General features: G+C 34.1%; 19 protein-coding genes and 1 tRNA gene. 14 read left to right on the top strand and 6 right to left on the bottom strand.

Going from position 1 to position 20,677, the window contains the following annotated elements; genetic code table 11:
- The first annotated feature begins 40 nt into the window (after window positions 1-40).
- The 5 genes from menA to ACNC7R_RS11640 all read left to right on the top strand — a co-directional run bounded on the left by menA (window position 41) and on the right by ACNC7R_RS11640 (window position 5,181).
- Window positions 41-1,003 (top strand): 1,4-dihydroxy-2-naphthoate octaprenyltransferase, encoded by a 963-nt coding sequence (menA, locus tag ACNC7R_RS11660; RefSeq protein WP_417941259.1) that lies wholly within the window; start codon window positions 41-43, stop codon window positions 1,001-1,003.
- A gap of 25 nt (window positions 1,004-1,028) precedes the next feature.
- Complete coding sequence (locus ACNC7R_RS11655) at window positions 1,029-1,706, top strand: metal-dependent hydrolase (RefSeq protein WP_417941258.1); 678 nt, start codon at window positions 1,029-1,031, stop codon at window positions 1,704-1,706.
- 187 nt (window positions 1,707-1,893) lie between these two features.
- A complete protein-coding gene (locus tag ACNC7R_RS11650; protein WP_417941257.1) occupies window positions 1,894-3,228 on the top strand; it encodes a DEAD/DEAH box helicase in 1,335 nt (444 codons plus the stop codon).
- 20 nt (window positions 3,229-3,248) lie between these two features.
- A complete protein-coding gene (locus ACNC7R_RS11645) occupies window positions 3,249-3,785 on the top strand; it encodes a GNAT family N-acetyltransferase (RefSeq protein WP_417941256.1) in 537 nt (178 codons plus the stop codon).
- Between the two features lie 133 nt (window positions 3,786-3,918).
- Window positions 3,919-5,181: an NAD(P)/FAD-dependent oxidoreductase gene (locus tag ACNC7R_RS11640; RefSeq protein WP_417941255.1), complete on the top strand. Its 1,263-nt coding sequence runs from the start codon at window positions 3,919-3,921 to the stop codon at window positions 5,179-5,181.
- A 47-nt stretch (window positions 5,182-5,228) separates the two neighbouring features.
- On the opposite strand, the gene ACNC7R_RS11635 is transcribed toward ACNC7R_RS11640, so the two are convergent.
- Window positions 5,229-6,458 (bottom strand): multidrug effflux MFS transporter, encoded by a 1,230-nt coding sequence (locus ACNC7R_RS11635; protein WP_417941254.1) that lies wholly within the window; start codon window positions 6,456-6,458, stop codon window positions 5,229-5,231.
- Between the two features lie 132 nt (window positions 6,459-6,590).
- On the opposite strand from ACNC7R_RS11635, the gene ACNC7R_RS11630 reads away from it, so the two are divergent.
- The 3 genes from ACNC7R_RS11630 to ACNC7R_RS11620 all read left to right on the top strand — a co-directional run bounded on the left by ACNC7R_RS11630 (window position 6,591) and on the right by ACNC7R_RS11620 (window position 9,871).
- Window positions 6,591-7,007 carry a hypothetical protein gene (locus ACNC7R_RS11630; RefSeq protein ID WP_417941253.1) on the top strand — a complete coding sequence of 139 codons (417 nt, stop codon included), beginning with the start codon at window positions 6,591-6,593 and terminating at the stop codon, window positions 7,005-7,007.
- 340 nt (window positions 7,008-7,347) lie between these two features.
- Complete coding sequence (locus ACNC7R_RS11625; RefSeq protein WP_417941252.1) at window positions 7,348-9,264, top strand: DUF294 nucleotidyltransferase-like domain-containing protein; 1,917 nt, start codon at window positions 7,348-7,350, stop codon at window positions 9,262-9,264.
- 1 nt (window position 9,265) lies between these two features.
- Window positions 9,266-9,871, top strand: a complete 606-nt coding sequence (locus ACNC7R_RS11620) for a PolC-type DNA polymerase III (protein ID WP_417941251.1) — start codon at window positions 9,266-9,268, stop codon at window positions 9,869-9,871.
- A 14-nt stretch (window positions 9,872-9,885) separates the two neighbouring features.
- Here ACNC7R_RS11620 and ACNC7R_RS11615 read toward each other — a convergent pair whose 3' ends face one another.
- Entirely contained in the window at window positions 9,886-10,398 is a 513-nt protein-coding gene (locus tag ACNC7R_RS11615; RefSeq protein WP_417941250.1) for an adenine phosphoribosyltransferase, read from the bottom strand.
- A gap of 113 nt (window positions 10,399-10,511) precedes the next feature.
- Here ACNC7R_RS11615 and ACNC7R_RS11610 point away from each other — a divergent pair.
- Window positions 10,512-10,585: transfer RNA gene (locus ACNC7R_RS11610), tRNA-Arg, on the top strand.
- 115 nt (window positions 10,586-10,700) lie between these two features.
- Here the strand turns inward: ACNC7R_RS11610 and ACNC7R_RS11605 are convergent.
- The 3 genes from ACNC7R_RS11605 to ACNC7R_RS11595 all read right to left on the bottom strand — a co-directional run bounded on the left by ACNC7R_RS11605 (window position 10,701) and on the right by ACNC7R_RS11595 (window position 12,278).
- On the bottom strand, window positions 10,701-10,922 hold the full coding sequence (locus tag ACNC7R_RS11605; RefSeq protein WP_417941249.1) for a transposase: 222 nt from the start codon (window positions 10,920-10,922) through the stop codon (window positions 10,701-10,703).
- A 26-nt stretch (window positions 10,923-10,948) separates the two neighbouring features.
- On the bottom strand, window positions 10,949-11,722 hold the full coding sequence (locus ACNC7R_RS11600; protein WP_417943169.1) for an ISL3 family transposase: 774 nt from the start codon (window positions 11,720-11,722) through the stop codon (window positions 10,949-10,951).
- A 190-nt stretch (window positions 11,723-11,912) separates the two neighbouring features.
- Entirely contained in the window at window positions 11,913-12,278 is a 366-nt protein-coding gene (locus ACNC7R_RS11595) for a transposase (RefSeq protein ID WP_417939511.1), read from the bottom strand.
- Window positions 12,279-12,782: 504 nt separating this feature from the next.
- Between ACNC7R_RS11595 and ACNC7R_RS11590 the strand changes: the two genes are divergently transcribed.
- The 4 genes from ACNC7R_RS11590 (at window position 12,783) to ACNC7R_RS11575 (ending at window position 17,884) form a co-directional block, all read left to right on the top strand.
- Entirely contained in the window at window positions 12,783-13,763 is a 981-nt protein-coding gene (locus tag ACNC7R_RS11590) for a sensor histidine kinase (RefSeq protein WP_417941248.1), read from the top strand.
- A 3-nt stretch (window positions 13,764-13,766) separates the two neighbouring features.
- Window positions 13,767-14,528: a LytR/AlgR family response regulator transcription factor gene (locus tag ACNC7R_RS11585; RefSeq protein ID WP_417941247.1), complete on the top strand. Its 762-nt coding sequence runs from the start codon at window positions 13,767-13,769 to the stop codon at window positions 14,526-14,528.
- 249 nt (window positions 14,529-14,777) lie between these two features.
- The gene (locus tag ACNC7R_RS11580) at window positions 14,778-17,105 is read left to right on the top strand and encodes a TonB-dependent receptor (protein WP_417941246.1); all 2,328 of its coding nucleotides are present in this window, start codon (window positions 14,778-14,780) and stop codon (window positions 17,103-17,105) included.
- Window positions 17,106-17,107: 2 nt separating this feature from the next.
- Window positions 17,108-17,884: a DUF4249 domain-containing protein gene (locus ACNC7R_RS11575; protein ID WP_417941245.1), complete on the top strand. Its 777-nt coding sequence runs from the start codon at window positions 17,108-17,110 to the stop codon at window positions 17,882-17,884.
- Here the strand turns inward: ACNC7R_RS11575 and ACNC7R_RS11570 are convergent.
- Window positions 17,823-19,049, bottom strand: a complete 1,227-nt coding sequence (locus ACNC7R_RS11570; protein ID WP_417941244.1) for an IS4 family transposase — start codon at window positions 19,047-19,049, stop codon at window positions 17,823-17,825. The two genes, ACNC7R_RS11575 and ACNC7R_RS11570, sit on opposite strands and share 62 nt — an antisense overlap.
- Window positions 19,050-19,305: 256 nt before the next feature.
- On the opposite strand from ACNC7R_RS11570, the gene ACNC7R_RS11565 reads away from it, so the two are divergent.
- A complete protein-coding gene (locus tag ACNC7R_RS11565) occupies window positions 19,306-20,451 on the top strand; it encodes a hypothetical protein (protein WP_417941243.1) in 1,146 nt (381 codons plus the stop codon).
- Window positions 20,452-20,677: the final 226 nt, after the last annotated feature.

The following is a 20,677-nucleotide window of genomic DNA, read 5'->3' as shown; positions in this document are numbered from 1 at the left end:
GAAACTTTAAACCTGAAACCAAAAATAAACAAAAAACAGAATGAAACATTGGATTGAAGCCGCCAGATTGCGCACATTACCTTTATCAGTTTCCGGAATTATTGTAGGAAGTATATACGCCTTATCTAATCCGACAGAAACAATCAATACACCAACAGAAGTTTTTAGCTGGAAAGTTTTTGGGTTTGCTATCTTAACAACATTGGGACTCCAGGTTTTATCCAACTTTGCGAATGATTACGGTGACGGAGTAAAAGGAACTGATAATGCCGATAGAGTAGGTCCCCAAAGAGCTATTCAGAGTGGTGTAATTACGCCACAGGCAATGAAAAAAGCAATTATAATAACTTCATTATTAACACTTTCGTCTGCTGTTATCCTGATATATTTTGCTTTTGGAGAAAATAACTTTGGATATTCTATCTTCTTTTTATTACTCGGCATCACAGCTATTGCTTCTGCAATTCGTTATACAGTTGGCAATTCTGCTTATGGCTACAAAGGATTTGGGGATATTTTTGTTTTTGTTTTCTTTGGACTTGTAAGCACTTTAGGCGTTAATTTCCTGCATACCAAAGAAGTTGACCCGCTGTTAATTTTACCAGCGGTATCAATTGGTTTATTAAGTGTCGGGGTTTTAAACCTGAACAATATGCGTGATGAAGAATCAGACAGAAAATCTGGAAAAAACACAATTGTAGTTCAGATAGGAGGAAAAAAAGCCAAAATTTATCACTTTTCATTGATTACTACAGCAATGCTTTTAGTAATCTTTTTTGCTGTCTTGAGCCATTACAGATTTGACCAGTATCTTTTTTTACTGGCATATATCCCTTTAATTAAACATTTAATTACTGTTTATAAAAATCAGAATCCTAAACTGTTAGATCCGGAATTAAAAAAATTAGCGATAAGCACTTTTTTACTTTCTGTATTATTAACAGTTTGTATGATTTCATTAATTTCAGACATTATTGTAAATCTTTTTTTAGGAGGAAGATAATTGTTTCACTTTAAAATTTTATCAAATGAAAATTACATATTTTGGTCATGCATCTTTAGCGATTGAAGTAGGAGGAAAGCATATCATCGTTGATCCTTTCATCACAGGAAATCCATTAGCAGCTGCGATTGATATAAACACATTAAAAGCAGATTATATTTTACTTACCCACGCACATGGTGATCACGTTCTGGATGTTGAGGCAATTGCAAATCGTACAGAAGCAACCATTGTTTCAAATGCCGAAATCGCAAGTTATTATGCAAAATTAGGTTTAAAAGCGCATCCTATGAACCATGGAGGAAGCTGGAAATTTGATTTTGGAAAGGTGAAATATGTTAGTGCTATTCACTCAAGTTCTTTTCCTGACGGAACCTATGGAGGAAATCCCGGAGGTTTTGTAATCGAAAGCGAACATAAAAACATCTACATCGCTGGAGATACTGCCCTAACAATGGATATGAAATTGATTCCTTTGAGAACAAAACTGGATTTAGCCATTTTGCCAATAGGTGATAATTTCACAATGGATATCGAAGATGCCATTATCGCTTCTGATTTTATAGAATGTGACAAAATTCTCGGCTATCACTACGATACGTTTGGCTATATCGAAATCAATCATGAAGAATCTATTCGCAAATTCTTTGACAAAGGAAAAGATTTGATGCTTCTAAAAATAGGGGAATCAATCGAACTTTAAAATTATATTTCATTTATTAAGAAGCTCTTTCCTGCTGTACACTATATCTTTTATGCCGAACCCCGGCATAAAAGGATGCCGTTTCCATCAGGGCTAGGGCTTTAGTTTTTTTAAGATATTGATTATCTTAAATATATAACTATTAAAATCCGCATACAACAAAATTTAAAAACCTAAAATAAAAACAATGTCTAAGCAATTTGCATCATTAGGAATTTCAGCACCAATTTTAAAAGCACTAAGCGAATTGAATATTGTTGAACCAACCGAAATTCAGCAAAAAACAATTTCTTTACTTTTATCTGAAACGCATGATCTGGTTGGCTTAGCCAAAACCGGAACAGGAAAAACAGCTGCTTTCGGACTGCCCTTACTTCAATTGATTGATTCAGCATCTCCGATTGTCCAGGCGGTAATATTAGCTCCAACACGAGAACTTGGACAGCAAATTTTCAAGAATCTGGAAGATTTCGCAAAACATATTCCCAATATTTCTATTGCATCTGTTTGTGGTGGAATCCCAATAAAACCTCAAATCGAGAGGCTTAGAAATCCAACACATATTGTGGTTGCAACACCAGGACGTTTAATTGATTTAATTCAACGAAAAGCAATCGATTTAAAACAAGCACAGTATTTGGTTTTAGACGAAGCAGACGAAATGGTTGCTATCCTTAAAGAAAGTTTAGACGAAATCATTGCTGAACTTCCTAAAAAACATCGTACTATATTGTTTTCCGCTACATTGCCTGGAACCATCAAACAGTTAATTCAGAACTACTTAAATAAAAATGTAGTTCAGATAAGTGTTAACATGGAAACGGTAGGAAACCAGGGAATAGATCACCAATATATTGTAGTTGATCCCATTGAGAAATTAGATGTTTTAATGCATTTTTTAAACTCAAAAGAAGGAGAACGCGGAATCATTTTCTGTAAAACCAAGGCTGCTGTAAACAAACTGTATAAAAATCTGGCCATAAACCGCTTTTCATCAGGAGCACTTCACGGTAGTTTGTCACAAGGAATTCGTGACAGAATTATGGAACAGTTTCGTGAAGGACACATTAATATTCTAGTAGCAACCGATTTAGCAGCCAGGGGAATTGATGTGAAAGAAATCTCCTATGTTGTCAATTATCACTTGCCTGATACTTACGAAAACTATGTCCACAGAAGCGGAAGAACAGCAAGAGCAGGAGCAAAGGGACTTTCATTAACTGTTTTACAGCAGGAAGAAGTTGTTGAAATTGCTAATTTCGAAAGAGAATTAGGTTTGAAATTTAATGAATTCAAAAAACCTTCAGCCATAAGCCTTGAAGAAAACAATACATTGCTTTGGGCAAAACAAATTTTTAAAACGAAACCAAATCACGATATTTCAAGTGAATTAAAAACAAAGGTTAAAACTGTTTTTCATCATCTTACAAAAGAGGAACTAATTGAAAAATTACTGGCAAATTATGTTTTACAAAACAAAGTTGAAATAACGGAAAAACCTGTCAGCAAATTCAAAAAGTAAATTAACTCTAAAAGTTAGTGATGAGCAATATTGCAATAAAAAAAATTTCGCTGAAAGAAATCAATCAGCTTCAGAAAATCAGCAGAAAGACTTTTCAGGAAACATTTTCAGAATCAAATTCTAAGGAAAATATGAATAGTTATCTTGAAAAAGCATTTTCTAACGAAAAACTAACAACAGAGCTTACAGATAAAAATTCTGAGTTCTATTTTGCAACATTAGAAAACAAGGTAATTGGTTACTTAAAAATAAACTTCGCAGAAGCGCAAACCGAATTGAAAGACAGTAATGCCCTGGAAATTGAACGCATTTACGTCTCAAAAGAGTTTCATGGAAAAAATATAGGGCAATTACTTTATGAAAAAGCTATAGAAAGAGCAAAACAGCAAAATTCGCAATACGTATGGCTGGGCGTTTGGGAAGAAAACAGAAAAGCAATACGTTTTTATACAAAAAATGGCTTTGTAAAATTTGATAAACACTTTTTTAAGCTAGGGAATGATGTTCAGACAGATATCATGATGAAGCTGAAATTAGACAATTCGAATAAAAATTAATACCATGTATTTTGTATAATTTTCAAAAATAAATTTCGAATATGAGTTTGTACTTGAAATTATTTAGTGTTAAATTTATAAAGTAATGCAAACAAAATAGTTTTTTACATAAAAGTCTTAAATACAAAACATTATGAATATAGTCATCATTGGAGGTGGGTTTGCAGGATTAAATCTGGCAAAAGAACTTCTGAATCATCCTCAAATACAGGTAACACTTGTAGACAAGAATAATTATAATTTTTTTCCACCACTTATATATCAGGTAGCAACGGCTTTTTTGGAACCTTCAAGCATCAGTTATCCGTTTAGGAAGTTTTTTGCCGGAAAAAAAAATCTTCAATTCCGTTTAGGAGAATTGCTATCAGTTGTTCCTACAGAAAACAAAGTAATCTTGAATAATGGTGAATTATCATATGATTATCTTGTTTTCGCTACAGGTGCTGAAACTAGCTATTTTGGTATGGAGAACGTGATGAAAAATGCTATTCCGATGAAAACCTTAAACGATGCTATCGTGATGCGAAACACATTGCTTAAAAATCTCGAAAAAGCAGCAATTTGCAAAGAAATCCGTAAACGTCGTAAATTACTAACCATTGTGGTTGCTGGTGGAGGACCAACAGGAGTAGAGGTTTCAGGTATGTTTGCAGAAATGCGAAAAACCATCTTATTAAAAGAGTATCCGGAATTAGATACTACTGCAAGTAATATCTATTTAGTTGACGGAGGGGATGCACTGCTTGCACCAATGAGTGAAGCTTCTCAAAAAGACACTTTAGACGCACTTACAAAATTAGGGGTTGTTGTTAAACTAAACAGTAAAGTAACAGATTATGTAGATGATACCGTATATTTTGAAAACGGAGAAACCATCAAAACAAAAAATTTAATATGGGCTGCAGGTGTTACTGCTAAGGTTTTCGAGGGAATGCCAGCCGAAAGTTATGGACGTGGACGAAGAATGGCTACGGATGCATATAATAAAGTCAATGCAACAGAGAACATATATGCTATTGGTGATACAGCCATTTTAACTACTGATAAAAATTTCCCTAATGGACATCCTCAGGTAGCGCAGGTTGCGATTCAACAAGGAATAAACCTTGCCAAAAACTTCAAAGCTTTACTTCAAAACAAGCCACTTAAACCTTTTATTTACAAAGACAAAGGATCAATGGCAATTATTGGAAAAAACAAAGCTGTAGTTGACTTACCAAAACCAAAATGGCATTTCAAAGGATTCTTCGCTTGGTTTATCTGGCTATTTGTTCATTTAATATCATTAATCACTTACAGAAACAGAATAAACACTTTTTACAATTGGATGGTCGCTTATTTTGCAAGAGATCAATCACTTAGAATGATCATCAGACCAGATAAAAAACAGTCGTAAAAAAAACCGGAATTCCAATTTAGAGTTCCGGTTTTTTTATATACATTTTAATGACCAATTGTAATTTCATCTTCAGCGGATACTTCTATTTTTTCTTTGATGAAACGTTTTCCAATATTCAGAATAATAAAGGCTAAAATAGTCGTCGATGTCATGATTACTACCATTGGCACAATAGAATCTTTCACAAAACTACCAACAGCAAAAGAAGCTAAAGCTCCTAAACCAAGCTGGATAGCTCCCATCAAGGCAGATGCGCTTCCGGCGTTTTTAGCAAAAGGAGCTAGTGTAAGTCCGGCTGTATTAGGATTAGAAATCCCCAAACAGCCTAAAAACAAAAATAACATTCCAATAGTTCCGTATAACCCTATAAGGTTATTCCATGAAAGAACCAGAAAAACAATACTTATTAATGACTGTGTAATTAGGGCACTAAATATCATCTGTTCACTGGAAAATTTCTTTAATAAAACCGAGTTCAACTGACTGGAACCAATAAAACTTACTGACATAAAAGCAAAAATCCATCCATATGTCTTAGCATCGACATGATAGATATCCATAAAAATAATCGGGGAGGCCGCCACGTATGAAAATAATCCCGAAAAAGCGATTGCTCCTGTAAATGCATAAGTAAAAAACTGAGGGTTTTTCAGAACTTTGAAGAAATTCGAAATAATAGGTTTCGGTTTTAACGAAATCGAAGTATCAGGTTTATAACTATTTGGAAGACCAATTTGCGAAGCTATAAGAATAGCAATTCCCATACACATTAAAATCAAAAACACGATATGCCATCCATAATCTTCAGTTATGTAGCCTCCAATTGTTGGCGCCAGCATTGGCGAAAGACCAAGAACAAGCATCAATAGTGAAAAAACTTTCGGAATCTCCTTTACAGGAAACAAATCCCTGACCATAGCAACAGAAGCGACCGTTGCAGCACAGCTTCCAACCGCCTGAACAAATCGCAGAAATATAAAAGTATCAACATCTGTAACATATACACATCCCAAAGAAGCTAAAATATACACCAGCAAACCAAAGAATAAAGGTTTCTTGCGTCCAAAACGATCTAATAAAGGACCATAAAGCAACTGACCTGCAGAAATACCAATAAAATAACTTGATAAACTCATGGAAACTTTTGCAACATTAGTATTTAAATCTGCTGCAATTCCTGAAAATCCGGGCAGATACATATCTATCGAAAAAGGACCAAGTGCGGTCATAGATCCAAGAATGAGTATGAGTTGTATGTGTTTTTTTGTTGTCATTTTCTTAAAATATTACTTTAAATTTCCCGCAAAGATAAATATTTACTACCTTAACATCTGAAAGAATAATCTTTTTCGCAAAATTTGGGTTATTAATAACTAAAATTATTGCACTAATTAAAAAAAAATATTATGAAAAAAATCACTTTATTGTTAGCTTTTATTTTTAGCACATTTTCATTTGCACAGACAATTTCATCAAAAATTGAAGAAGTGAGCGCATCACAATACGAACTGCTCAAAATGGTAAATGAATATTATCCGGATATTACACTCAATAAGTCCATTACAAATTTTTATGCAGACGGAAAAATCATTGATTCCCAGCAACAATTTGATTTAACAGGCACTAAATTTTCAAGCTATAAATTAGGAATTGAGCCTGATAATAAAAAATTATTATTCGAATATGCATCACCAGAGACCGGAAAAATTTACGGTGATGTTTCTGTTTTCAGAGGTAATATTTTAAGAACAACATTCAATGAGCAAAAAAACGAAATTGAAGTTTCATTAAATGGTAAAGCAGTTTATTTAAAAAAAATCTAAAAACCATTAAAAAGGATTAACATTATTTGTAAAGTTAGTCCTTTTTAATTGATTTATATTTTGAACTATAATTTATATTATGTAAAATAGAAATTTTCGTTATTTTAATCATATTCTATTTTTAGTCCATATCCTTAGAATTAATTACGTTATAAATCGGGAATCAAATAAATATTCTTAAATATAAGATAATCAAATAAATACAATTAAAAATTAACTTATTTAATCAAAAAAAAATATAAAAAATCAATAATTATTTAAATCCTCCGTTTAGTTGTAAGAATATCATAAAGTGATTTATTATTTTATTATTTTTACATTTGACTATATTAAACTTACTATGAATACAATTGCTGAACATATAGCGGATTTTTTAAAAGAATATCCGCCATTTAATAATTTGACATTTCAGGAACTTTTTAATATTGCTACGAATATCCGTGTTATAAATTTAGAAAAAAACGCAGTGTTGTTTCAAAACAACGATGTCCTTCATGATAGTTTTTATGTGGTCTCTTCAGGGATCATTAATCTTACAACCATTGCAGATGCAGAAGAAACTATTATAAACAAATGTCATGAAGGTGATATTTTTGGTCTGCGTCCTTTCTTTGCAAAAAACAATTACATGATGACTGCCAAAGCGCGTGAAGAAAGTATTGTTTATGCTATTCCTATTGCAGTTTTCAGGCCATTCGTTGCTAATAATTCAGATGTTTTAAACTTCTTATTAGAAAGTTTTGCAATTAATTCACGTCATACGAAAGACAATGTGAATTCTTCAAATAAATTAATGCCCGATAACGGATTTTATTCAGACACACAATCAGAGCTGCAATATATTCAGTCTCTTACTTATAATAATTCACCACTCACGACTACAGCTGATAAAATTGTAAAAGATGTCGCTATTTTAATGACTGATGCAATGGTTGATAATATTGTCGTTTGCGAAAACAACAATCCTGTAGGTATTTTGACCGATGCTGATTTATCTTCAAAAATAGCGACAGGACGTTATTCAATTACGGAAACGATAGACAAAATTATGTCTTCTCCTGTTGTAACCGTTATTGAAAATGTATCCTTAGCGGAGGCACAATTATTAATGCTAAAGCATAATGTAACGCATTTATGTGTGACTAAAGACGGGACTAACAAATCGGCTGTTAAAGGTATTATTTCCGAACATGATTTAGTTGTTGCCCAGGCCAGCAATCCTGGTGTTTTGATTAAAGAAATCAAGAGATCACAATTGCCAAAAGATTTAAAACAGATTAGAGACCGGTTATCCGATTTAATTCAGAATTCAATTCAAAAAAATATTCCGATTTCACATGTCTGCAATATTGCTAATGAAATTAATCTGGCGTTAATTAAGCGCTCAGTTGAATTAACCATTTTAGATCTGGGCTCCCCTCCTGCCCGTTTTGCATGGCTAAGTATAGGAAGCCAGGGGAGGAAAGAACAGCTTTTACTTACGGATCAGGACAGTATATTAATTTTTGAAGATGTTACTCCGGAAAAATACCGAGAGGTAAAAGATTATTTTTTAAGATTAGCTAAAAGAACTACCTCACTTCTTGAAAAAGTGGGTTATGAATTTTGTCCAAATGGTCATATGGGAAGCAATATGCTTTGGTGTAAATCATTGACAGACTGGATAAAACAATACAATAGCTGGATGAATACTCCAGGTGAAAACAGTAATGACCTGAGTAGTATTTTCTTTGACTATGAAATTGTTTTTGGGGAACCTAAAATCGAAGAAGCAATTGAAAATGTCATCTTTAAAAATGCAATCAACAACACGTTATTTTTTGACTTTTTAGGAAACGATGCTTTAAAAAAGAATTCTCCATTAAGTTTTTTCAAAAAGTTTATTTTAGAAGAGGAAGGCCCTCATAAGATGAAATTTGATATTAAAACGAGAGCATTAATGCCTTTAATCGATTCTGCAAGACTCTTAATTCTGAGTTCGAATATTAAAGGAATAAATAACACTTATCTAAGATTTAAGCAACTTGCCATTTCAGACTCTAAAAATGCTGAAATATACCTTAGCTGTGCGGAAGCTTTTCTAACATTATTAAAATTCAGAACAATTGAAGGGTTAAAAAATGATGACTCTGGTCAATACATAAACATAAAAGAATTATCTAAAGCAGATAAAGAAAAATTAAAGAACGCATTAGCTCCTATGCGTGATTTGGAAGAGTTAATCAAAAGTAAATTTCAACTTACACAATTTTCATAATATGCTGGACTGGCTGAAAAATATTAATAAAGAATATCCTGATTTTTGGAAAAACTACCTTGGAAAATTTGAAACCAAACCAAATAGATTCGTAGCTATTTCAACAGAAACTTCAGGGCTTAATCCCGTAAAAGATGTTATTTTGTCACTTGGGGCTTTTGCGATAGTTGATAACAGTATCATAATCAAGGATAATTTTGAAGCAGTTTTACTGCAATACCAATATTTGCACGATAATGGTTTATCAAACGAATTTATAATTGATAGTAAAATGACTAAACTTCAGGAAAATGATGCACTGCAAAATTTTATAGATTATCTTGGAAATGCCGTTTTAGTTGGTCATCATGTTAACTTTGATATTGAAATGATAAATGCAGCATTGGAGAGACTGGGTTGTGGAAGATTAAAAAACGAAGCACTAGATATTGATGTTATGTATCGAAAATTGCATGATATTAATGACAAGCAGTTTTCTCTGAATGATTTGTGTGAAACATATAAAATACCTAAAAGCAACAGAAATTCTTCAGCAGAAGATGCTTATACAATTTCCCTGTTGTTTTTAAAGCTAAAATCCAGATTAGGAATACAAGTAAGTCCTTAATTTAAAAATGATAATTAATAATTAATAGCTGCAAATATGGGATTTCCCTTTATCTTATCTCTTCCTTTAAGGAAAGAAAGTTCCATTAAAAAGTTGCATTGTATGATGTCTCCGCCGAGTTTATGTACTAAATCACATACTGCTTTTGCAGTACCGCCTGTTGCGAGAACATCGTCATGAATCAAAACACGATCCCCTTTTTTAATAGCATCGGTATGTATTTCGAGACTATCGGTTCCATATTCCAGTTCGTAAGAAGCTGAAATAGTTTCAAATGGAAGTTTTTTAGGTTTTCGAACTGGAATAAACCCGGCATTGAGTTCCTGAGCCAATAACATACCGAAGAAAAAACCACGGCTTTCTACTCCTACAACTTTGTCTATTTTTTGTCCTTCTAAAGAATCAACCAAAATTTTAAGACAGTTTGTTCGTGCTTCAGTGTTAATAAGCAAAGGTGTTATATCTTTAAATAAAATTCCTTCTTTTGGAAATCCCTGAATATCACGTATATACTTTTTAATGTTCATCTTTTTTTATTTTTATGTAAAATTTTGCTTGTTTATCTAGTATTTATGTGTATCTTTGCACCCGCAAACAGCATTTATCAAAGCTACTAAAAAAATAGTCAGATAACAAATAAGGCCTCGTGGCGCAACTGAATAGCGCATCTGATTACGGCTCAGAAGGTTACAGGTTTGAATCCTGTCGAGGTCACTCTTCGGGACAAAAGATTAAAATCATCTTTTGTCCCGTTTTTTTTATCTCCTAACTCCTTGTTTACCACATAGATAGTACGGGATCAAAGCAAAAACCTGTGGGGAGGCAAAAATTAAACATAAATATTAGTTAGCCTAAAAAGGAAGTATTCTATATTTCTAACACCTCTAAATTTTGATCTAAATGCTTTTATTTTAGCATTGAATGATTCTGCAGAAGCATTAGTACTTCTGTTATCAAAATAATTTAAGATGGTTTGATAATGATTCATAATTGTACGAGAGATTGTACCGAAAGACTTAAATCCAGATTGATCTACTTTTTCATGGATCAAAGCAAAAACCTGTGGGGATGCAAAAATTAAGCATAAATATTAGTTAGCCTAAAAAGGAAGTATTCTATATTTCTAACACCTCTAAATTTTGATCTAAATGCTTTTATTTTAGCATTGAATGATTCTGCAGAAGCATTAGTACTTCTGTTATCAAAATAATTTAAGATGGTTTGATAATGATTCATAATTGTACGAGAGATTGTACCGAAAGACTTAAATCCAGATTGATCTACTTTTTCATGCCATCTGGCTAATTTTGCAAAACCAATGATTTTATCGGTTGTATTCTCAAAGATGCCACGGAGCTCTTCAGTTAGATTGTATCCTTTTTGAATATCAGGATATAACTCAAATAGTAAGGTAGCACGTTCTATTTGATTTTGAGTCCATTTCGATTTGGATTTATACAAGAAATAGCGACTCCTCGCTAGTAATTGCTTAAGGGTATCCCCATTTGAAAGTGTTTTAGATTCGAAATTTACTTTTGACTTTTTGGCTTTTTCAATAGCATCATTTTCTTGATCAATGGCTTGCCAACGATATTTAATCCTGATTTCCTGCAGGGCTTCTGCAGCTAGCTTTTGAACATGGAATCGGTCTGTAACTCGAGTAGCATTAGCAAAACACTTTTTAGCTATCAATCCCATATTCCCGGCCATATCCAGAGTAATTTCCTTGACTAGATTCCGCTGTTTAAGAGGAATTTTTTCAATAACGCCAATAACTGTTTCTGCTTTAGTTCCTGCAATCATAGCTACTATAGTTCCTTTTCTACCTTTACCGGATTTGTTGGTTAAAATAGTATAGAGTTCGCCATTTGAAAGTGAGGTTTCGTCTATTGATAAACGCTTTCCAATATTTTGTGGAAAAAGAAGCCATTTTTTAGCATGTGATATTTGATCCCAAACTTTGAAATCACTTAGAAAATCTTTGTATTGACATTGCAGGTTTCTACCAGAAACTCCATAGAAAGAGGCAATGGTATTACAATCATTTGGACTGGAATCTATTGATCTCTTTTAAAAAAGACGCAAACTCCTGGGTTACACGAGTTCCGTCTGCTACTAAATTCCAATCTCTAAAAACGATCTTTCGAGTATCTTCATTAAGCCATCTTCTGCGAGTGATGTGAAGATATACTTGGTGTCCACGGATAGGAAAATCCTGAACCGTTATCTCTTCGAAGAATCCTTTTGAGCTTAATTTTGATTCTCTGTATTCTTTAGGTATCGAATTAATCTCTTTTAAATACAGATGGAGTGTTTCATCTTTCTTTTTATAAGAAGTAAGTTCGAAGTAGTCTACTATTATCTCAGGTAATAACAACTTAAGGATATCGATAAAAGAATCTTGCATTGGGGGATAGATTGAACATACAAATATCTAGATTTTAATATTTCCCCACAACAATATGTTATGATCCTTTTTCATGCCATCTGGCTAATTTTGCAAAACCAATGATTTTATCGGTTGTATTCTCAAAGATGCCACGGAGCTCTTGAGTTAGATTGTATCCTTTTTGAATATCAGGATATAATTAGGGCTAAATGAAGAAGATTCATAAAATATTTTAAACCTGATCATTTAATATATTTTATTATTCTCAAAAAGCTTTATAGATAAAACATACCTTCAAATCTATAAAATCAGGCTGGATATCTAATTTTTTTGTATATCGCTTGCGTTAATTCGTTCTTTGAGTTAGAAAATCATAGTAACGAAAAAATTGCTTTTGGGTATTGATTTTATTGCGGTTGGAAAATGCCTGAGTCAAAATTAATCCGTCTTTTTCAAAGGCACTTTATTGCTAAAATTGAGAATAGAAACTGGTCAATTTTTCAAACTTTAAAAATGATGACCATGACTAAAAAATTATGGATTAACGCCTTTCTCATATCACCCATTCTGGCATTTTACGGAGCAAGCCCTCCATTCCTGAGCCAAAAATTTGATTTTAAGACTTGTCTGCTGCTTTTTACTATTCTAACTGCTGCCAGCCTTATCATCTGGTCCATCCATATCTTCCTACTCCTAAAGAAACCCGAGATGAACAATTTTACGAAATTTCTAATATCTCAAACTATTCTGATTATTTTGAGGATTTCAGCAAAAATAGCTGTGCCCGATTATGAAATACCCAGTCCGACAGACTTCGAAAAAGCAAATATTTTATATAGCCTTTTCTTTTTAACACTCCCCAATATAGTCATCATGATCCTCTGCAACAATATTGTAACTTCGCATAACAAACAAATCACAGAAAGACAGGTGCAGGACTTAAAGTTTCAGAATAGCGAAGCCCAAAAACAGGTTCTGGTGCAGCAGCTCCATCCTCATTTACTGTTTAATACACTCAGTACCCTCAAGTCTCTTATTACCACAAATAATGATAAAGCCGAAGAGTATGTTGTAACGCTTTCCCATTTCCTTCAATACTCCATCAACTCAGCAGCAGCAGATTTGGTTTACCTGGAGAAAGAACTGAATTTTGTAGATGACTATCTTGCCCTGCAGCGAGTGCGTTTCGGCAGTGCCTTTACCTTCACCATTGAAGTACCAAGTAAAATCTACAGCCATAAACTACCTGTTTTTGCCTTACAGATACTGGTTGAAAATATATTTAAGCACAATCATTTTACTGAAAAAAAGCCTTTGGAATTTCAGATCAGATATGCATCCTCAGCGCTTATTGTAACCAATAAAAAAAATCCCGTTACATACGTGCAACGCAACAATACCGGGTTGACAAATCTAAACAGCAGATATAAGCTGCTGAGCGAAAAAGAAATCATAATCGAAGAAACACAGCAGCAATTTACCGTGATAATCCCAATGCTTTAAACTATGAATATTGTTATTATAGAAGATGAGAGACCTCTTGCCACTGACCTAGCCAGGACAATTGCGGAAGTAATGCCGGATGCCGTAATCTGTGCCCAGCTTCCTTCTGTTGAAGAAGCAATAGAATTCTTTAAAACTAAACCCAAAATTGATCTTATATTTTCCGATATTCAGTTAGGTGATGGTCTGAGTTTTGACATTTTTACAGCCACCAAAAACAGAGTGCCTATCATATTCTGTACAGCCTTTAATAATTATGCACTGGAAGCTTTTGAAACAATGGGTATTGATTACATTATAAAACCCGTCAATAAGGATTCCATAAGCAAAGCATTGAAGAAATATTCGCTCCTCACCCGAACAGACAATTATTTTATGGATTTCAAAAAAATGCTCTCAGGCCTTTCTGACAGCTTTAAACCATCTACTATGCCATCTGTAATCCTGCACCAAGGACATAAAATAACACCGCTGTCAGGCAGCGAGATCGCATTTTTTTTAATTGAAAACTTAACCGTACATGCCTTAAGTTTTGAAGGAAGAAAATGGCCAGTAAACCAGAATCTGGACACCTTGGAGAAAAAATTTTCACCTTTTTTTTACCGTGCCAACCGTCAGTATCTAATCAACAGAAAAGCAGTCAAATCAGCTGTACATTACCCAAATCGTAAAATAAGGATTACTTTAAATTCTGATTTTCCTGATACCGTATTGGTAGGAAAAGAAAAAGTTACAGATTTTCTGGAATGGCTCTCTACCGTCTGACAATACTTAACGCAACATCAACTTTTTAAACATTCCTTACAATAAAAAAATGATTTAACTGGGTATTTGATACTGGAAATATCTTTTTTTTACATCCTTAAAGTATATAGTAACCGTCTGGAAAATCCTGTTTCTCAATTCAGCTTACAAGGTCTTGTCCACTTTATCTGCTTTTTCGTCCACTTCACTTTAAATAGCGCTTAATATTCAAAAATGCTTTCACATTTTTGCTGTAAAACACAGTAGCAAATGAAAACATTTTTTATCAGGCATTTTATACCGACTGTACTGTTCCTATGCTCTGGCACAAGTTTGTCTCAGCAGAAATATACCATTAGCGGTACGATCAAAGACAAAAATAGCGGAGAACTTATTATTGGTGCCGCTGTTCAAATCATACAGAACAGTGCCTATTCAGCAGTTACCAATGAATACGGATTCTATTCTATATCAATTCCGCATGGACAGTACAGCATTACATGCAGCTACATAGGATTCGAACAGCAGCAGAAAAACATTACTCTTGATAAAAATATCAGGATTGACTGGCTTATGGATGGTGAACAAGCCAATACCCTTAATGAAGTTGTGGTCTCACGCACAAAAAAGGATAAAAACCTGAGTGAGGCACAGATGGGAATGGAAATCCTAAACATTAAAAAAATCGAAAAACTTCCAGTACTTTTTGGAGAAAAGGACGTAATAAAAACAATCCAGCTGCTGCCTGGTGTTAAAAGTACCGGAGATGGAAGTTCGGGATTCAGCGTACGAGGAGGTGCTGCCGACCAAAATCTTATTTTATTGGACGAAGCACCCGTTTATAACGCCTCACACCTTTTGGGTATCTTCAGTACTTTTAACAGTGATGCCCTGAAAGATGCCAGCATCATAAAGGGAAACAGCCCATCACAATACGGCGGCAGGCTTTCCTCTGTGATGGATGTAAAAATGAAAGACGGGAATAATCAGGATTACAATGTTTCTGGAGGAATCGGTCTTATCAGCAGCAGGCTTAGTGTTGAGGGGCCTATTCAGAAGGATAAGTCTTCTTTTATAATATCAGGCCGAAGAACATATGTGGACATGTTCCTCAAAGGAAATGATGATTTCAAGGATACAAAACTTTACTTCTACGATCTTAACATGAAGGCTAATTACCAGATAAATAAAAACAACCGCTTTTATCTATCAGGATATTTTGGCAGAGATGTAATGGGACTGGGTAGTTCATTTTCAACTGATTGGGGCAATACAACCGCTACATTGCGATGGAACAGTATTATCAGTAGCCGTCTATTCTCAAACACCTCACTTATCTACAGCAACTACGATTATAATGTCAGTCTGGAGAGTGCCAGCGATGAGACCACAACAATGAGCTCCAAAATCAAGGACAGAAACCTGAAACAGGATTTCTCTTGGTTTGCCAGCAACAATCACTCTGTCCGATTTGGACTGCAGTCCATCTTTCATGCCATCACTCCAAGCACCGCATCTGGAAGCAGTGTAAGCAGCTACCCTAAAAGTACCCGAAATTCGTGGGAAAATGCCCTTTATGTAAATGATGATTTTAAAATTTCTGAACCTTTAACACTTAACTACGGCATCAGACTGTCTGCCTTTAGTGTTATTGGAGGAGATACTTATAACATCTATGAGAATGGCGTACTCATTGACAGTAAAGACCTCGCTAAGGGATCTATCGGTAAAACCTATTATAATATTGAACCCCGTCTGACAGCTAACTATAGGATCAATGAATTCAGCAGCATAAAGGCCGGATATTCCCGAAACACCCAGAATCTGCATTTGCTTTCCAATAGCAGCAGCGGAAACCCTTCTGATCAGTGGATTGGGAGCAGCTATACGGTCAAGCCTGAGATAGCGGATCAGATAAGTGCAGGCTATAGCAGAAACTTCAGTGATAACAATTACGAAATTAATACCGAGGTATACTATAAGGACATGAAAAATCAGATTGATTATAAAAATGGTGCCGAGATAAGTTTTGATTCCGGAAAAGATGTGGAAAGCGAACTTTTGTTTGGCAAAGGAAGAGCCTATGGCATCGAGCTTATTGCCAAAAAGAAAGAGGGAGCACTTACGGGCTGGATATCCTACACGTTGTCAAAAACCGAGCGTAAAATAAACGGAATCAATAATAATGAGTGGTATAATGCACGTCTTGATAAAACACATGATCTATCTGTTGTGGCTACCTATACTTTAAATCCCAAATGGTCTGTTTCTGGAACCTTTCTGTACAGTACCGGTAATGCTGTGACTTACCCGACTGGGAAATACGAGCTTAACGGCCAGACCATTTTTCAATACACCAGCCGAAATGCTGATAGAATGCCCTCCTACCGCAGGCTGGATATAAGTGCAACTTATGATCCGAAAACTAACAAGAGATTTCATGGATCGTGGAGTTTTGGATTCTATAATCTTTTCGGTTTTGAAAATGCTTATTCCATAAACTTCGAAGATAACCCAGACAAACCAGGCATGACAAGAGCCGTCCAGACATCCCTTTTTAAAATGATTCCTAATATCACTTATAATTTCAAATTTTAAAAATGAAAAAAGTATTTTTTATATTATTATCTGTACTGTTTGCTGCCGGATGTGAAAAAGAAATTACCCTGGATTTACAGGACAAAAGTGGCTCTATTGTCATTGAAGGGAATATCACGAACCAGACTGGTCCTTATTATGTACGCATTACAAGATCTGTGGCATTTACGGAAAGCAATAAATATCCGCCAGTTACCAATGCTGTGGTTACCGTCAGTGACAATCAGGGTCATACAGAAATCCTTGCTTACGAATCTGATGGACGCTACAAAACCTCCAGTCTGGCTGCTGCACCCGGCATAACTTATACCCTTCATGTATCGGTCGACGGGGAGAATTTCACAGCACAGAGCACTATGCCAGATCCGGTAGCACTGGACGATCTTATACAGGATTCCATGAATATTGGAGGTAAAACCAACTACACTATACTTCCTATTTACACGGATCCCGAGCAGCTGGGTAACCGCTATTTGTTTATTCTGAGTATTGAATACAAAAACAATAAGACTGTACAGGTATTTACATATAATCTAAATAATGGAATGGTGAATCAGAGAAGCTTATTCCCATCGCTAGACAAAGACGATGAGCTTCTGCCTGGAAATATAATCCACGTTGAAATGCAGTGCATAGATCCCGAAGTATATACCTACTTCAGCGCGCTGGTTCAGGTTTCAAACGGAAGCGTGACACCCAATGCTGTCAACTTAAGGGTCAAAAACCTCTTTTTTGTGCTATATGATATTTTCTTTTACTTCGTTTTAGCTTCCTTCTAACAAAACTCCTATCAGGTTTAAGATCTATAGTATGTCTTTTGATTTTGGTTATTAATCGTGCTATTATTGTTTCAGTTTTCCCAGTATCTGACATTAGTAGTTTGGCGATATTATTTCTTACTATTCCAATTGCTATATTTTTATTCACTTTTTGAGAATATTTTCTTTTTTCAGAGACTTCTTGATCTAACTGTTTTTGTGCATCGTTTACCAATAAACTACTGATATTGGCTATCAATATACTAACAAAGAAATCTTGAAAAATTCCTTCCTTGGTTTTCGATGAAAAATTTTCTAATTGCAATTTATTTTTTAAAAATTCATAAAAAGTTTCTATCCCCCATCTTTTAAAATATAAATCTGACAATTCATTTATGTCAAAATCTGTATTGGTCAACAAATATTCATATTGATTTGAGCTCAGGAGTATTCTAACAATTCGGACATTCATTTTTCGTTTACCTTCGATTAATAGTAATTCATCCTCGTTTATGTTTTTATTTACAAATTCAATTACTTCTTTTCTATAGCTTGCTTTACAACGTATAACAAAATAGTTTTCTTTGTTTTTTATTTCCTGCATTAATTCAAAGCTAGGATATCCTCTATCCATTAAAAAAATAATTGGAGTTTTGAGTTGTTCTAAAAATGAGGTCGTCTCTTTTAAATGTTTTTTAAAAAGTGTAATTTCTCCAAAAGTATTAGGTGAAATAGATGCATCAATAACTGTCTGATTCAAAACATCATATAATAAAGATACTCTTGCCATAGGCATCCCCTCCGTTGGTAGATGATTTTTCCATCTTATGAAATAGTCTGCCACTTCTTTCGATTCTGGTAATTGACAAAGACTCCCATCAACAGCTAATAATATATAATCATCCTTATATTTTAAATAAGAATCTTCTTCGTAAAATCCCTGTATGTAAATTTTATTTAATTCAATAAATGCACTATGACTAAAAAGCTGTCTAGCTTTGCTAAAAGCTTGTTTACTATAACTCTGATTAGAATCTATTAAGTCCAAAAAATTTTCCAATTCTACATTCAAGCTTAGAACTAAACGATTTATTTGAATAACAACTAATTCAACAAATGATAAAATACGATTTCTGATAAATGCCGAATCCTTTTTCCTATGCTTAGTCTTAAATGATTCACTCATTAAAACACTTTTAATATGATCTATAATTTTGTTACTTTTATTTGACATAAAAGTAAGCTAATTTAAATAAATTTGCCTTAAGTTGACAGCATTGAGCGTGACACCTGCAGATCCCCCAAGTAATATAAGCGGCGGAGCACTTGGTTATTTTTCCGCACACACCGTTTCTTCCAAGAGTTTGGTTATTAAGTAAATCAGCAAAACCGCTGCCTTCTTTTTCCATTTATTTAATAAATCTTCTAATATAGCAATGTATATGCGTAATATATCAACCTGTCTACTTTTTGAAAAAAAAACCATAACAATCCTGAGCCTGCTTACCATGCAGATTTTATTCTCACAGAAAATTTATGAATTCAATACTCCCAGAGCAAACTGTTATAGCCAGTACCTGTTTCAGGAAAATTCGGCATCCCCAAAAGGAGTACTGGTAATGAATGCTGGCGGGCAAGATTTAAAAACCCTCAGCGAGAATAATATTTACATAAAATCAGGGCTTTTCTCTGATTATAACATAGTGTACATTAATATACTGGATAAGGAAAATAAGAATTCCTTAAATTGTTATAATGCCATTATTTACACCATTTCTTCTGTACGAAAGATAAAAGAATCTGTTTTCTTTCTTATCAATCCATTTAATGACCAAACCCAGAATGCGGTCATTTACAAAGACAGCGCATACCCTTTTAACTTCATAAACAGCCGATATGAAAGTTTAGACCTTTTAAAAAGTGAACTTGATGAGGAGTTGTCAGGTACAAGTTATACTACGGATGTACTATACTCCTATGAGGACATACAATTAGATAAAATGCAGAATTACAAAGATAATTTCGATGTCGGATTTTTTTATTCGCCTTTAGCGATTTTCGGTCCAAAACTAAATGGAACCAGTGATGTAGTAATAACTAAAGGACTGAATTTCAAAAAAGCACTCACCTCACAGTCTACTCTGCTTTTAAATATAAGTATGGGAAATAAAAAACCCGAAGGTGGTATGGAACCGGGCAAAAAAGGAACGATCCGTACCTTTATGCTTATGGGCACTGAATTGATGTACCGCTATTACAACAGTCCAGACAAACCTCTGAGGTTTTTTGCCTCTTTTGGTTTGGGCGGCTATACGATGACCAATATTAAAATCAAAATAAAAACAGTCGGTGTATCATCGAGTTCAGATTCGAATGAATATTTCACCTTCCTTGGCGATGCAGGTCTTGAATACCGCATATCTCCAATGGTCAAGGTAAATACATCTCTTCCTCTAAAATATTTTACTAATAATATTAATAAGAGTTCAAATACGATGGGCATGGGAATCAATTTAGGAATTTCGGCCACAATTAATCCAAGTTCTAAAGCCAGAGGCGAGAAAAAGAAAAAGGAAGCTGTTAATTAAATAGAGTGCAAGTAAATTACAATTTTAGATCAGAAGTAATCAAAGTTATTTTACTTTTCAATTTTCTAACTTTAGGCATTAAAGGAAAAAAATCATCTTTTCCTTATTTTTTACTGCCTAAATCGCCTTAGATAAAATCGAAGCAATAGAAAGAAATTAAATCATCATAAATCCGAAAAGAATTACCTCGCTGGGCTGTATAAATTTAATATTTTGGTCTTTAATC

Origin of the sequence: Flavobacterium adiutor, assembly GCF_048282555.1 — a bacterium.
Taxonomy (GTDB): Bacteria; Bacteroidota; Bacteroidia; order Flavobacteriales; family Flavobacteriaceae; genus Flavobacterium.
Note: the sequence above shows the minus strand (reverse complement) of the source record. Positions and strands in the feature narration are given on the sequence as shown.

Bases quoted from the DNA above. Each gene is read 5' to 3' on its own strand.
- menA (WP_417941259.1), top strand. From the start codon at position 41: ATGAAACATTGGATTGAAGCCGCCAGATTGCGCACATTACCTTTATCA.
- ACNC7R_RS11655 (WP_417941258.1), top strand. From the start codon at position 1,029: ATGAAAATTACATATTTTGGTCATGCATCTTTAGCGATTGAAGTAGGA.
- ACNC7R_RS11650 (WP_417941257.1), top strand. From the start codon at position 1,894: ATGTCTAAGCAATTTGCATCATTAGGAATTTCAGCACCAATTTTAAAA.
- ACNC7R_RS11645 (WP_417941256.1), top strand. From the start codon at position 3,249: ATGAGCAATATTGCAATAAAAAAAATTTCGCTGAAAGAAATCAATCAG.
- ACNC7R_RS11640 (WP_417941255.1), top strand. From the start codon at position 3,919: ATGAATATAGTCATCATTGGAGGTGGGTTTGCAGGATTAAATCTGGCA.
- ACNC7R_RS11635 (WP_417941254.1), bottom strand. From the start codon at position 6,458: ATGACAACAAAAAAACACATACAACTCATACTCATTCTTGGATCTATG.
- ACNC7R_RS11630 (WP_417941253.1), top strand. From the start codon at position 6,591: ATGAAAAAAATCACTTTATTGTTAGCTTTTATTTTTAGCACATTTTCA.
- ACNC7R_RS11625 (WP_417941252.1), top strand. From the start codon at position 7,348: ATGAATACAATTGCTGAACATATAGCGGATTTTTTAAAAGAATATCCG.
- ACNC7R_RS11620 (WP_417941251.1), top strand. From the start codon at position 9,266: ATGCTGGACTGGCTGAAAAATATTAATAAAGAATATCCTGATTTTTGG.
- ACNC7R_RS11615 (WP_417941250.1), bottom strand. From the start codon at position 10,398: ATGAACATTAAAAAGTATATACGTGATATTCAGGGATTTCCAAAAGAA.
- ACNC7R_RS11595 (WP_417939511.1), bottom strand. From the start codon at position 12,278: ATGCAAGATTCTTTTATCGATATCCTTAAGTTGTTATTACCTGAGATA.
- ACNC7R_RS11590 (WP_417941248.1), top strand. From the start codon at position 12,783: ATGACTAAAAAATTATGGATTAACGCCTTTCTCATATCACCCATTCTG.
- ACNC7R_RS11585 (WP_417941247.1), top strand. From the start codon at position 13,767: ATGAATATTGTTATTATAGAAGATGAGAGACCTCTTGCCACTGACCTA.
- ACNC7R_RS11580 (WP_417941246.1), top strand. From the start codon at position 14,778: ATGAAAACATTTTTTATCAGGCATTTTATACCGACTGTACTGTTCCTA.
- ACNC7R_RS11575 (WP_417941245.1), top strand. From the start codon at position 17,108: ATGAAAAAAGTATTTTTTATATTATTATCTGTACTGTTTGCTGCCGGA.
- ACNC7R_RS11570 (WP_417941244.1), bottom strand. From the start codon at position 19,049: ATGAGTGAATCATTTAAGACTAAGCATAGGAAAAAGGATTCGGCATTT.
- ACNC7R_RS11565 (WP_417941243.1), top strand. From the start codon at position 19,306: ATGCGTAATATATCAACCTGTCTACTTTTTGAAAAAAAAACCATAACA.